Consider the following 12,287-nt stretch of genomic DNA (forward strand, 5'->3'; position numbering starts at 1 on the left):
CCCCCTAGACTGGCCACCTCGACCTTTGGTTAAGGAGTCAGAACATGTCTACCTCCCCGATTCGCTACATCAGCGGCACTTCCAGCCTAGGCGTCTTGTTGCTGGCGTTCAGCGCCGAGGGCCTCTGCGCGTTGCTGCTCGGTGAAGACTTGATCTCGCTCGAACGCGATCTGGCGCGGCGCTTCCCTGGCCCGCCACCGCCGCAGCGCGATGAAGGTTTGATGCCGGCCCTGGAGCAAACCCTGCGCCACCTCGAAAACCCACACACCGCACTCGATCTCCCGCTGCACCTGAGCGGCAGCGTATTTCAACGGGGAGTATGGGAAGTCCTGCGGAAAATCCCCGTCGGTGAAACCGCCAGCTACCGTGATATCGCCCAGCGTCTGGGTCAGCCCAGCGCTTCCCGGGCGGTAGCGAATGCCTGTGGAGCCAACCCGGTGGCCGTTATCGTGCCTTGCCATCGGGTGCTGCGCCAGGACGGCAGCCTCGGCGGTTATCGCTGGGGAATGGAGCGCAAACGGCAGTTGCTGGATCGCGAGGCTCAGCGATGAGCGAGCAAACCTTCGATGCGCTGGACTGGGCAGCCCTGGGGCAACAAATCGATCAGGATGGCTGCGCTGTCATCAAGTCGCTGTTGAGTGCGCAGGCGTGCGATGACGTCAGTGCGCTCTATACCCAGTCAGCGCCCTTCCGCTCTCAAGTGATCATGGCGCGACACGGTTTTGGCCGTGGCGAGTACAAGTATTTCAACTACCCCTTGCCGGACACAGTCGCCCGCTTGCGCAGTGCGCTCTACCCTCGACTGGTGCCGATCGCCAACCGCTGGTATGAATGCATGGACTTGCCAACCCGTTTCCCCGCAACCCACGAAGCGTTCCTGCAACGCTGCCATGCCGCCGGTCAGGAACGCCCGACTCCGTTATTGCTGCAATATGGTCCGCAGGACTACAACTGTTTGCATCAGGATCTGTATGGCGAACACGTGTTCCCGCTGCAGGTGGCGATTCTTCTGTCGGAACCGGACGAAGACTTTACCGGCGGCGAGTTTGTGCTAACCGAACAACGCCCGCGGATGCAGTCACGCCCGCAGGTGATCCGCCTGAAGAAAGGCGATGGTCTGATCTTTGCCGTGAGTCAGCGACCGGTCAAAGGCGTTCGCGGCTATTACCGAGTGACCATGCGTCACGGCGTGAGTCGCCTGCACAGCGGAAAACGGCATACCCTTGGAATCATCTTTCACGATGCGTTATGACCCCATGAGCCCGACCACTTTCGATCTTTTTGCCGATGCCGAACCCGAGCAGGAGCCCAGGCGTGAGCAGATCGGTGAACAGTCCTTCGTCTTGCGCGGCTTTGCCCTGCCCCGGCTCGATCGATTGTTGCCAGCACTTGAAGCGGTTCTGGCGGCCGCTCCGTTTCGGCAGATGGTCACCCCCGGCGGCTTTACCATGTCGGTGGCCTTGAGCAGTTGCGGCACCTGGGGCTGGACCACCGAACGCAGCGGCTACCGGTATACGCGCAATGACCCACAGACCGGACGCCCCTGGCCCGAGATGCCCGACGTGTTTTTCGAACTGGCACAAGCGGCGGCACGGGAAGCAGGATTTGCCGGGTTTGTCCCTGACTCCTGCCTGATCAACCGCTATGTCCCCGGGGCCAAGATGTCATTGCACCAAGACAAGAACGAAGGTTCCTACGCCGCACCGATCGTGTCGGTGTCATTGGGATTGCCGGCCATGTTCCTGTTCGGCGGGTTTGAACGAAGCGATAAAAGCCAGCGTGTACCGTTGCTGCATGGCGATATCGTGATCTGGGGTGGCGTCGATCGTTTGCGTTATCACGGCGTGCTGCCGATCAAGGACGGCCATCACCCGCGCCTGGGTGAACAACGGATCAACTTCACCTTTCGAACCGCCGGATGAAGCCCTCGAATTCAACCGCAAGACTCGGAGTGCTGTGGTGCTGGGGGCTTGTTAATCTGGAAAAAACGGGTCAACGGACATGAAACCATGACAACTCATTCGACCAGGATTGCCACCGAGGACGATCCTCGCTGGGCCGCCGTCGTTGCACGGGATCCCGGTGCCGACGGGCAGTTTGTCTACGCCGTGAAAACCACTGGAATCTATTGCCGCCCCAGCAGCCTGGCGCGCTTGCCGAAACCGCAAAATGTCGAATTTTTCGACACGGCAGAACAAGCCCTGGCGGCGGGCTATCGTCCCAGCAAACGGGCCACGAAGGATCAAAGCGATGTCGCCGCACAACACGCAGCAACCGTCGCTGTCGCCTGCCGCCACATCGAATCCGCCGAAAATCCGCCTGCGTTAAATGAGCTGGCGCAGGCAGCAGGCCTGAGCAGCTTCCATTTCCACCGCGTGTTCAAAGCCGTGACCGGGCTGACACCCAAGGGGTACGCCACCGCCCATCGTTCCCGCAAAGTGCGCGAACGCCTGGCCGACGGCGGCTCAGTCACCGACGCCCTGTATGACGCCGGTTTCAACTCCAACAGCCGCTTCTATGAATCGGCCGATAAACTGCTGGGCATGAAGCCGGGGGATTACCGCGCGGCGGGCCAGAACAACGACATTCGTTTTGCCGTTGGCCAGTGTTCCCTGGGGGCCATTCTGGTGGCGCAAAGTGAACGCGGTGTTTGCGCGATCCTGCTGGGGGATGATCCGCATCAACTGGTTTGCGATCTGCAGGACAAGTTTCGGCGTGCGAATCTGATTGGCGCCGATCACGCGTTCGAGCAGTTGATTGCCAAGGTTGTCGGTTTTATCGAAGCCCCGGCAATTGGCCTGGATTTGCCGCTGGACGTGCGCGGCACCGCTTTTCAAGAGCGGGTCTGGCAGGCGCTGCGGGAGATTCCTGCAGGCAGCACCGCCAGCTACGCCGATATCGCTCAGCGTATCGGCGCGCCCAAAGCCGTGCGCGCCGTGGCTCAGGCCTGCGGCGCGAACAGTATTGCAGTGGCGATCCCGTGCCACCGCGTAGTACGCAGCGACGGCAACCTCTCGGGCTATCGCTGGGGTGTCGAGCGCAAGCGTCAGTTGCTGGAACGCGAAACCGTGTAATCAGCGATTCACATCGACCACCACCCGCCCGCGCAATTGTCCGGCGAGCAAGCGCGGTGCGGCGTCGATGGCTTCGCTCAAGCCGATTTCATGGCTGATCAGTGGCAGCAACGCGAAGTCCAGATCCTTGGCCAGCCGATTCCAGGCTTCCATCCGCTTGGCTTTGGGCTGGGTCACGCTGTTGATCCCGGCCAACGTCACGCCACGCAAAATGAACGGCGCGACGGAGGCAGGGAAATCCATGCCTTGTGCAAGACCACAGGCGGCGACCGTGCCATTGGCCTTGGTGCTGGCGCAGGCGTTGGCCAGCGTGTGGCTGCCGACCGAGTCGATCACCGCCGCCCAGCGTTCCTTGGCCAGCGGTTTGCCCGGCTCAGACAGAGTGACGCGATCAATGATCTCGCTGGCGCCCAGTTGCTTGAGGTAATCGTGCTCGGCGGTGCGGCCCGTGGACGCTACGACTTTATAGCCAAGCTTGCTCAGCAGCGCGATGGCGAAACTGCCTACGCCGCCGTTGGCCCCGGTGACCAGGACTTCGCCCTGCTCAGGCGTGACACCATTATGTTCCAGCGCCAGGATGCACAGCATCGCCGTGTAACCGGCCGTGCCGATTGCCATGGCTTGAGCCGCGGTGAATTCCTTGGGCAGTGGGATCAGCCAGTCGCCCTTCAGACGTGCTTTTTGGGCGAGCCCGCCCCAGTGCCCTTCGCCTACGCCCCAGCCATTGAGCAAGACCTGGTCACCGACCTTGTAGTCCGGATGCTCGCTGACTTCGACCGTGCCGGCCAGGTCGATCCCCGGCACCATGGGGAATTTCCTGACCACCGGGCTGCTGCCGGTGATCGCCAGGCCATCCTTGAAGTTCAAGGTGCTGTACGCGACCCGCACCGTCACATCGCCCTCGGGCAGTTGATCGTCATTGATCTCTTGCAGTGTGGCCCTGTAACCGCTGTCGTCTTTGTCGATCAAAATACCTTTGAACATCATTGCCTCTCAATGCAATCGATCCGGTTGTGGGGGCATTGAAATACCACAAAGAAACATCTCGCCGTACAAGACTTTAGCCAAACCTACGATGCACCGAGCGCTACCATGACGTGCGGTTACGCCTTTTTTTAAGGCCCTTGAATAACGGAAAACGTCCCGGATACAAAAGTCGACTGGCTCTGCATCAACCATTGCTGGTAAAAAACCGGTTCTATCCGCCGGAGAATCATTGAAATGAGCCAATGGCCAGACACCCGTATTCTTGACCTGCTCGGCATCGAACTGCCGATCATCCAGGCTCCTATGGCCGGCGCTACCGGCTCGGCCATGGTTATCGCCGCGAGTAACGCTGGCGGCCTGGGCTCGATGCCCGCGGCGATGCTGAGCATCGAGCAGTTGCGCGAAGAGCTGAAGACGATCCGCCAACAGAGCCAGCGTCCGTTCAATATCAACTATTTTTGCCATCAGACCCCGGCCGCCGATGAGCAACGGGCTCGGGAATGGAAAAACCTGCTGGAACCGTATTATCGGGAACTGGGCGTCGATTTCGAGGCCCCCACACCGGTATCCAATCGCGCGCCGTTCGATAACGCCGCCTGCGAAGTGCTCGAAGAATTCCGTCCCGAAGTCGTGAGTTTTCACTTCGGCCTGCCGGAACAATCACTGCTGGATCGGGTAAAAGCCACCGGGGCGAAAATTCTTTCCTCGGCGACCACCGTCGAAGAAGCCGTCTGGCTGGAACAACATGGCTGCGACGCGATCATCGCCATGGGCTACGAGGCAGGCGGACATCGGGGAATGTTCCTCAGCGATGACTTGAGCAGTCAGGTCGGCACATTCGCCCTCGTGCCTCAGGTCGTCGATGCGGTGAAAGTGCCGGTGATTGCAGCGGGTGGGATCAGTGATGCGCGGGGGGTGGCGGCAGCTTTTCTGTTGGGCGCTTCGGCGGTGCAGGTGGGGACGGCTTACCTGTTCACGCCGGAGGCCAAGGTCAGCGCGTCTCACCACAAGGCGCTGCGCACGGCCAAGGAAAGCGAGACGGCGGTGACCAATCTTTTCACCGGCCGCCCAGCACGAGGAATCCTCAATCGGGTGATGCGCGAACTCGGCCCCATGAGCGATAAAGCCCCGGCCTTCCCGTTGGCCGGTGGTGCGTTGATGCCGTTGCGGGCCAAGGGCGAAGCGGATTTCAGCAATCTCTGGGCTGGGCAGGCATTCACGTTGGGCGTTGAAGTGAGTACGGCAGAGCTGACTCGGCGTTTGGCGGAGGAAGGTCTGGCCAAGTTGCTCCGTCGCTGAAGCACGCTGCTGTAGCCTGCTGCTCCAGGTTCACGCAATTTCACAGACTCGGCTCCAACACATTCCGTTTGCGGGCATTACGCTATATATTTCTATATATAGCGTTTCGCCCCCTCGTTGCATTCGCCTATCACGGAGCCGTTTCATGCCCCTGCGTGCCTCACGTTTTGCCCCGACCTGCCTCGCAAGCCTGCTCGCCGTCTTCGCGTTCAGCTCCGCTCAGGCAGGCGAAGTCCAGGTGGCCGTCGCCGCCAACTTCACCGCGCCGATCCAGGCCATCGCCGCCGATTTCGAAAAAGACACCGGGCATAAACTGGTCACCTCCGTTGGTGCAACCGGTCAGTTCTACGCCCAGATCAAGAATGGTGCGCCGTTCGAAGTGTTCCTCTCTGCCGACGACACCACCCCGCAAAAACTCGAAGCTGAAGGCGACACCGTCAAGGGTTCGCGCTTCACCTACGCCGTTGGCACGCTGGCACTGTGGTCAGCCAAGGAGGATTACGTCGATGCCAGGGGCGATGTGCTGAAAAGGAACGAATACAAGCACCTTTCCATCGCCAACCCGAAAGCCGCGCCTTATGGCCTTGCCGCCACTCAGGTGCTGGCCAAACTGGGCCTGACCGACAAGGTCAAAGACAAGCTCGTTGAAGGCCAGAACATCACCCAGGCCTATCAGTTCGTTTCCACCGGCAACGCTGAACTCGGCTTCGTGGCCTTGTCGCAGATCTACAAAGACGGCAAAGTCACCGGCGGTTCGGCCTGGATCGTCCCGGCCGACATGCACGACCCAATCAAACAAGACGCGGTGATCCTCAACAAGGGCAAGGACAACCCGGCCGCCAAGGCACTGGCTGACTACCTCAAGGGGCCGAAAGCCGCCGCCATTATCAAGTCCTACGGTTACCAACTCTAAATGACGCTGACGAGTGCCGACTTTTCCGCCATCTGGCTGACCCTGAAACTGGCGTCCCTGACGACGGTTATCCTGTTGATCATCGGCACTCCGATTGCGTTATGGCTGTCGCGCACACGCTCGTGGTTGCGCGGCCCGGTCGGGGCAATTGTCGCCCTGCCCCTGGTCCTGCCGCCCACAGTGATTGGCTTTTATTTGTTGTTGGCGCTCGGCCCTAACGGCTTTGTCGGCCAATTCACCCAGTCACTGGGGCTCGGCACGCTCACATTCAGTTTTGCGGGACTGGTGATCGGTTCGGTGCTGTACTCGATGCCGTTCGTGGTCCAGCCGCTGCAAAACGCCTTTTCCGCCATTGGCACCCGCCCGCTGGAAGTAGCCGCTACCTTGCGCGCCAATCCATGGGACACCTTTTTCAGCGTGATTCTGCCGCTGGCTCGCCCCGGCTTCATCACCGCGGCCATTCTCGGTTTCGCCCACACTGTCGGCGAGTTCGGCGTGGTGCTGATGATCGGCGGCAACATTCCCGACAAGACCCGCGTGGTCTCGGTGCAGATCTACGATCACGTTGAAGCCATGGAATATGCCCAGGCCCATTGGCTCGCCGGGGCAATGCTGGTGTTCTCCTTTGCCGTATTGCTGGCGCTCTATTCCAGCCGTAAAACCAAAGCGGGCTGGAGCTGATCGATGATTCATATGCGCCTTAAACTGACTTATTCAGGATTCGCCCTGGAGGTGGATCTGCAATTGCCCGGCCGCGGAGTAACGGCACTTTACGGCCATTCCGGGTCAGGCAAGACCACGTGCCTGCGCTGTATCGCCGGTCTGGAGCAGGCCGAACAGGGCTTTATTCAGGTCAACGATGAAGTCTGGCAGGACAGTGACAAGAAGATTTTCGTACCGCCGCATAAACGTGCGCTGGGGTATGTTTTTCAGGAGGCCAGCCTGTTTCCTCACCTTTCGGTGCTGGCCAATCTGGAGTTCGGGCTGAAGCGCATCCCCAAGCAGCAACGCCGGGTTGACATGGCGCATGCCACTGAACTGTTGGGCATTGGTCATCTGCTGGACCGCCATCCACAGCACCTGTCCGGAGGCGAACGGCAACGAATCGGCATCGCCCGCGCGCTGCTCACCAGCCCCAAACTGTTGCTGATGGACGAACCGTTGGCGGCGCTGGATAGCCAGCGCAAAAACGAAATCCTGCCTTATCTGCAACGCCTGCACGATGAACTCGATATCCCGGTGCTGTACGTCAGCCATTCACAGGATGAGGTCGCCCGACTGGCCGACCACATCGTCCTGCTCAGCGACGGCAAGGCGCTGGCCAGCGGACCAATCGGTGAAACCCTGGCGCGTCTCGATTTGCCCCTGGCGCTGGGCGACGATGCGGGCGTGGTGATTGAAGGCCATGTCAGCGCCTATGACCCGCACTATCAGTTGCTGACGCTGCAGCTGCCCGATACCGACCTAAGCATTCGCGTGGCGCACGCTCCGATGACCCAAGGCCAGGCGCTGCGTTGCAAGGTCCAGGCGCGGGATGTCAGCCTGAGCCTGCAAGGCGTCGAGCACAGCAGCATCCTCAATCGCTTGCCGGTGACGGTGATCAGCGAAATCGGCGCCGATAACGCCGCCCACGTGCTGATCCGCCTGAATGCGGCCGGCACACCGCTGCTGGCACGCATCACCCGCTACTCCCGGGACCAACTGGGCGTGCACCCCGGCCAGCAACTCTGGGCGCAGATCAAAGCGGTGGCCGTGCTGGCGTAAATTCGTCGGCACCACGGCGAATGGACGCGGTCAATGGCTGTACAGGCCCCCTGACTTCGTCGCCAAGGATTTTTTGCCATGCCCGATACCGCGCTGCCCGATGTGCTGCCATCCGACCTGCACTACGTCGACGACACGCAGCCTGGAATCACCCGCAAACTCTTGCGCGGCAAATTCTGCTACTTCGATCCTGCGGGCCAGCGCATTACCGATCCCGACGAAATCAGGCGCCTCAACGCCCTTGCCGTGCCGCCGGCCTATACCAATGTGTGGATCTGCGCCGACCCACGTGGTCATTTGCAAGCCACCGGCCGTGACGCTCGCGGTCGCAAGCAATACCGTTATCACGCGCGTTGGCGCGAAGTGCGCGATGCCGATAAATACTCACGCCTGCGGGACTTTGGCCTGGCACTGCCGAAGCTGCGCAAACAGCTTGAAACGCTGCTGGACGCTCCGGGTTTCAGCCGAGATAAAGTCATGGCCACCGTGATTACCTTGCTCGATGCGACGCTGATTCGGGTCGGCAACACGCAATACGCCCGGGAAAATCGCTCCTATGGCCTGACCACCCTGCGCAGCCGTCACGTCGAGGTCAACGGCAGCGCGATCCTGTTCCAGTTTCGCGGCAAGAGTGGTGTCGAGCATCAGATCACCGTGAAAGACCGACGCCTGGCGCGAATTATAAAGCGCTGCCTGGAGATTCCCGGGCAAGACCTTTTCCAATACCTGGACGAAAATGGCGAGCGACACACCGTTAGCTCCTCAGATGTCAATGCTTACCTGCAAACCCTCACCGGCGCCGACTTCACGGCCAAGGATTATCGGACATGGGCCGGGAGCGTCCTGGCGTTGTCGGTGCTGCGTGAGTTGCAGTGGGAGCCTGAGTCGGACGCGAAACGGCATGTGGTCGAGATGGTCAAGAACGTTGCCAGGCAACTCGGTAACACCCCGGCCGTGTGCCGCAAGTGCTACATCCACCCGGCGGTGCTCGAAGGTTTTATGCTCGGCGCCTTGGCCCAACTGCCGCGGCCGAGACTGCGTAAAGGTCTCAGGGCAGAAGAAGTCGGGCTCGCCATGTATCTGGAGAAAATGATCGCTGAGGCAGAATCGACAAAATGACCCGTCCATTTTTTGCACGATTGCAAAGAGCTTCTATAGTTGATGTGGACATGAATCAGCTGCGGTGACGCCATGGAAGACATTTTCGTTGTGAAGCGTTGCAACAAGATCATCATTCATGGCCGCCGGGCCGGAGAAGCCGGTCACCCCCCACCCGACGCCGCCGTCTGGTATCGCATTGAAGATACCCGCACCCGTGGCTTTATCGGTGACGGCTTCGATCTTGAAGAAGATGCCCGACGTGAATGCCGGCAACTCAATACCAGGTCACAAGTGACGGCCCGACAAGCCTGAAGTCCGGGTCTATACTGAAATCAGCTGAAGGACCAGCGACCCCATCGGCAGAAAGCTCGCACCCAGCGGGCTTTTTGCTGCTATTTGTCAGGTTTCTTGAACGGAGGTGTTTGCCATGTCCGAAAAAGAGTCCATCACCACCCTGCTTACCCTGCTCGACTCCCGCCAGGCTCGACTTGCCGCTGCGTGCAAGGAGATTGCCGATTGGGTAGACCATCAAGGAGGGCATCCGACAGCCCTCAGAATTCGTGACCGCCTGAACGACATTGAAAAAGACGCGCCACTGATTCGAAACACCCTGTCTTCGTTAAAACCTGTCGACCCGCCTCTTCCGCGGTTCAGATGATTCGATCTGGGCGCGCGATTCAAGAACAGGGTCTGATCCAGGACGTGTGAATGGCGACTTCATCGTCAGCGCGTCCGTGCCTGTCTGCTTATCTTTTTCTCCACACCCCACTTGGCCTGACGCCGGGATTTTTTGTGACTTCTTTTCACGTAACGTTCACAACACACACCCTACAGTGGGTTCACTCCTTTGATGAACCCCTTGGCCTGCCCGCATGCAGGCCATTTTTTTGCCCGCTGGGCAGCCAACGAACGTCTTCATTAGCTGGAGGTCAAACAGTCACACGTCACGAAGGAGACGTCCCATGGTCACTCACTTCAAAGTCAGCGGGCATCTGGCCTGCGGTCACAAAGGCAGCAATCTCACATCAACCAGCGAATTGACCCGCGTAAAGTGCAGAAGCTGCCGCAACACCGACGCGTTCAAGGACGCGCGCAAAGCCGAACGTAACGCAGCACGCCGTGCTGCGCGTAAGGCCAAAGTCACTCACACCGCCAATGACTGGCGCGCCGCCTGGGTACAACGGTTGACCGCCATGGCCGGATTGCAAAGGTTACCCCGTGGTTTTACCGGCCAGCCTTTCGTTTAAAAACTGCGCCAGGAAAGATCTCGTGCGGAAGAGAACCTGCTCGCGATGAGGGCAGCACATTCAACATTGATGTGACTGACCTTCAACCATCGCGAGCCGGCTCGCTCTCACCGGGGGATTGGCCCTGACAGGTCTGTTGATGAGTCGCACGTGTTCAGGTTCGCCGGCTCCATGATTTCAGCGAGCGACATGCGCTTGAAGGCTTCAAACAACCGCCGGCCCTCTTCGGGCGCACAAGAAATGGCCAGTCGCATAGTCGCTTCACCTAGCTGCCAGATCAGAAAGGCAGAATCAGCAACCCGCTGCGCATCGCTGCCTGGAAACACCCGCAGCATCGCATCGGCCAGCAAGCCGCCCGCCACACGACTCTCCTCCAGCTCCAACGCCAGCAACTGCTTGTCTGCCTGCATGCCTGACCAAATATCACGCATCGCAGGTTCGGCCTGAACGATCTCGTAATACTGATCCAGCAGGTCCGAATAGGCATCCGCCAACCCTTGCGCATCTTGCACCGTCACCAGCGCCTCTTCGATACAACGACGGCTTGCCGCGTTATAGCGCTCGGCCAGTGTGCGAATGACCGAGCTCTTGTCAGGGAAGTACTGATAAAGCGATCCGATCGAGATCTCCGAGCATTCGGCAATTTCGCTCATTTTTACCTGGTCGCTGCCCTTGGTTGCGATCAGTTGCGTCGCCACCGCCAGGATTCGCTCCTGCCGCTCGCGACTGCGTTGTTGCGTGGGATTGCGGCGGGTCGGCTCCGTAACAGGTTGCTCGAGCCCGGTGGCGGCTTTCTTTGGCACTGGCGTGATTCCGATCAATAACATGACAAGCACTCACCTTAGCACCACCCGCGAATGCTCCCAAGTGGTTGCATCCGTATGTCGGTTTCCCCCTTAACATTGGTTGACGGTAGAACATGAGCGTTTATCATCTTCTTAACGTGAGTATTACTCACATTAACCCGATGGAGACGAACTCGATGAAAACCACTCAGGACACCCTCCTCGTTCTCGGTGCGACCGGTAAAACAGGGCGCAGGATCACCCAGCATCTCCAGGCCGCAGGATTGCCTGTGCGCTTGGGTTCTCGCGGCGCGAATCCTCCCTTTGACTGGGAAAATCGACGGACCTGGGATGCGGCGCTTGATGGCGTTCACGCTGTTTACATTTCCTATCAACCGGACCTCGCCGTTCCGGGCGCCCTCGATACTATCCAGGCGTTTACCAACCTGGCCGTCGATCGTGGCGTCGGCAAATTGGTTCTGCTGTCCGGACGTGGCGAGGTTGAAGCGGAACAAGCCGAACGCGTCATTCAAAACAGCGGTGTCGACTGGACGATCCTGCGGGCCAGCTGGTTCTTTCAGAACTTCAGCGAGGCGCATTTTCTGGAGCCCATTCTTGAAGGAGAACTGGCCCTTCCCGTCGGCAATATCGCGGAGCCCTTCGTCGATGTGGAGGACATTGCCGAAATTGCAGTCCAGGCACTGACCCAACCGGGGCATTCACGCCAACTCTATGAATTGACCGGGCCACGGGCACTGACTTTTGCCCAAGCGGTCGATGAGATTGCTCAAGGGACCGGGCGCGAGATCAGTTTCGTCGCCGTACCGCCGGATGCATATCGTCAGGCACTGGAGCAGGCACAACTTCCTGCGCCGTTGATTGACCTGGTGCTTTATCTCTTCACCACGGTGCTCGACGGTCGCAACACGCCGTTAGCCAATGGCGTTCAGCGCGCACTTGGCCGGCCCGCGCGCGACTTCAGCGATTATGTTCGGCGCACCGCTGCTACAAAAATCTGGCAGAACCAGGCTTGAGGTTGACGAGGATCATCTATCAAGAATTGCGGAGCAGAAACGACAAAGGCCTGCATGAGTTTCCTCATGCAGGCCTTTGATAT

At 59.6% G+C, this 12,287-nt stretch carries 15 protein-coding genes; 13 read left to right on the plus strand and 2 right to left on the minus strand.

The annotated features are described in order from the left end of the window. Nucleotides 1-44: 44 nt before the first annotated feature. The 4 genes from RHP74_RS16395 (at nucleotide 45) to ada (ending at nucleotide 3,074) form a co-directional block, all read left to right on the plus strand. The gene (locus RHP74_RS16395) at nucleotides 45-551 is read left to right on the plus strand and encodes a methylated-DNA--[protein]-cysteine S-methyltransferase (protein WP_311095844.1); all 507 of its coding nucleotides are present in this window, start codon (nucleotides 45-47) and stop codon (nucleotides 549-551) included. Then, the gene (locus RHP74_RS16400) at nucleotides 548-1,252 is read left to right on the plus strand and encodes a 2OG-Fe(II) oxygenase (protein WP_154912158.1); all 705 of its coding nucleotides are present in this window, start codon (nucleotides 548-550) and stop codon (nucleotides 1,250-1,252) included. Before RHP74_RS16395 ends, RHP74_RS16400 begins: the two co-directional genes overlap by 4 nt. After that, nucleotides 1,242-1,922, plus strand: coding sequence for a DNA oxidative demethylase AlkB (gene alkB, locus RHP74_RS16405; protein ID WP_311095845.1), 681 nt, complete (start codon nucleotides 1,242-1,244; stop codon nucleotides 1,920-1,922). Before RHP74_RS16400 ends, alkB begins: the two co-directional genes overlap by 11 nt. Nucleotides 1,923-2,009: 87 nt before the next feature. Next, complete coding sequence (ada, locus tag RHP74_RS16410; RefSeq protein WP_083376632.1) at nucleotides 2,010-3,074, plus strand: bifunctional DNA-binding transcriptional regulator/O6-methylguanine-DNA methyltransferase Ada; 1,065 nt, start codon at nucleotides 2,010-2,012, stop codon at nucleotides 3,072-3,074. Here ada and RHP74_RS16415 read toward each other — a convergent pair whose 3' ends face one another. Continuing rightward, nucleotides 3,075-4,058 carry an MDR family oxidoreductase gene (locus RHP74_RS16415; RefSeq protein WP_145307807.1) on the minus strand — a complete coding sequence of 328 codons (984 nt, stop codon included), beginning with the start codon at nucleotides 4,056-4,058 and terminating at the stop codon, nucleotides 3,075-3,077. 237 nt (nucleotides 4,059-4,295) lie between these two features. Here RHP74_RS16415 and RHP74_RS16420 point away from each other — a divergent pair, with 237 nt between their 5' ends. The 8 genes from RHP74_RS16420 (at nucleotide 4,296) to RHP74_RS16455 (ending at nucleotide 10,385) form a co-directional block, all read left to right on the plus strand. Next, nucleotides 4,296-5,360: a nitronate monooxygenase family protein gene (locus RHP74_RS16420; protein ID WP_083376631.1), complete on the plus strand. Its 1,065-nt coding sequence runs from the start codon at nucleotides 4,296-4,298 to the stop codon at nucleotides 5,358-5,360. 145 nt (nucleotides 5,361-5,505) lie between these two features. Continuing rightward, nucleotides 5,506-6,273 carry a molybdate ABC transporter substrate-binding protein gene (modA, locus tag RHP74_RS16425; RefSeq protein WP_311095846.1) on the plus strand — a complete coding sequence of 256 codons (768 nt, stop codon included), beginning with the start codon at nucleotides 5,506-5,508 and terminating at the stop codon, nucleotides 6,271-6,273. Beyond that, the gene (modB, locus tag RHP74_RS16430) at nucleotides 6,274-6,954 is read left to right on the plus strand and encodes a molybdate ABC transporter permease subunit (protein ID WP_077747734.1); all 681 of its coding nucleotides are present in this window, start codon (nucleotides 6,274-6,276) and stop codon (nucleotides 6,952-6,954) included. Nucleotides 6,955-6,957: 3 nt separating this feature from the next. Then, nucleotides 6,958-8,037, plus strand: coding sequence for a molybdenum ABC transporter ATP-binding protein (gene modC / locus RHP74_RS16435; RefSeq protein WP_010460742.1), 1,080 nt, complete (start codon nucleotides 6,958-6,960; stop codon nucleotides 8,035-8,037). Nucleotides 8,038-8,115: 78 nt separating this feature from the next. Further along, a complete protein-coding gene (locus RHP74_RS16440; RefSeq protein WP_311095847.1) occupies nucleotides 8,116-9,156 on the plus strand; it encodes a DNA topoisomerase IB in 1,041 nt (346 codons plus the stop codon). A gap of 72 nt (nucleotides 9,157-9,228) precedes the next feature. Further along, the gene (locus tag RHP74_RS16445; protein WP_077747731.1) at nucleotides 9,229-9,450 is read left to right on the plus strand and encodes a hypothetical protein; all 222 of its coding nucleotides are present in this window, start codon (nucleotides 9,229-9,231) and stop codon (nucleotides 9,448-9,450) included. Nucleotides 9,451-9,565: 115 nt separating this feature from the next. Next, entirely contained in the window at nucleotides 9,566-9,796 is a 231-nt protein-coding gene (locus tag RHP74_RS16450) for a hypothetical protein (protein WP_010460746.1), read from the plus strand. A gap of 304 nt (nucleotides 9,797-10,100) precedes the next feature. Continuing rightward, nucleotides 10,101-10,385 (plus strand): hypothetical protein, encoded by a 285-nt coding sequence (locus tag RHP74_RS16455; RefSeq protein WP_010460748.1) that lies wholly within the window; start codon nucleotides 10,101-10,103, stop codon nucleotides 10,383-10,385. Nucleotides 10,386-10,492: 107 nt separating this feature from the next. On the opposite strand, the gene RHP74_RS16460 is transcribed toward RHP74_RS16455, so the two are convergent. Further along, nucleotides 10,493-11,212 carry a TetR/AcrR family transcriptional regulator gene (locus RHP74_RS16460; protein ID WP_077747730.1) on the minus strand — a complete coding sequence of 240 codons (720 nt, stop codon included), beginning with the start codon at nucleotides 11,210-11,212 and terminating at the stop codon, nucleotides 10,493-10,495. Between the two features lie 155 nt (nucleotides 11,213-11,367). Here RHP74_RS16460 and RHP74_RS16465 point away from each other — a divergent pair, with 155 nt between their 5' ends. Next, nucleotides 11,368-12,204 (plus strand): NAD(P)H-binding protein, encoded by an 837-nt coding sequence (locus RHP74_RS16465; protein ID WP_282410124.1) that lies wholly within the window; start codon nucleotides 11,368-11,370, stop codon nucleotides 12,202-12,204. Nucleotides 12,205-12,287: the final 83 nt, after the last annotated feature.

Origin of the sequence: Pseudomonas sp. SG20052, assembly GCF_031766055.1 — a bacterium.
Taxonomy (GTDB): domain Bacteria; phylum Pseudomonadota; class Gammaproteobacteria; order Pseudomonadales; family Pseudomonadaceae; genus Aquipseudomonas; species Aquipseudomonas mandelii.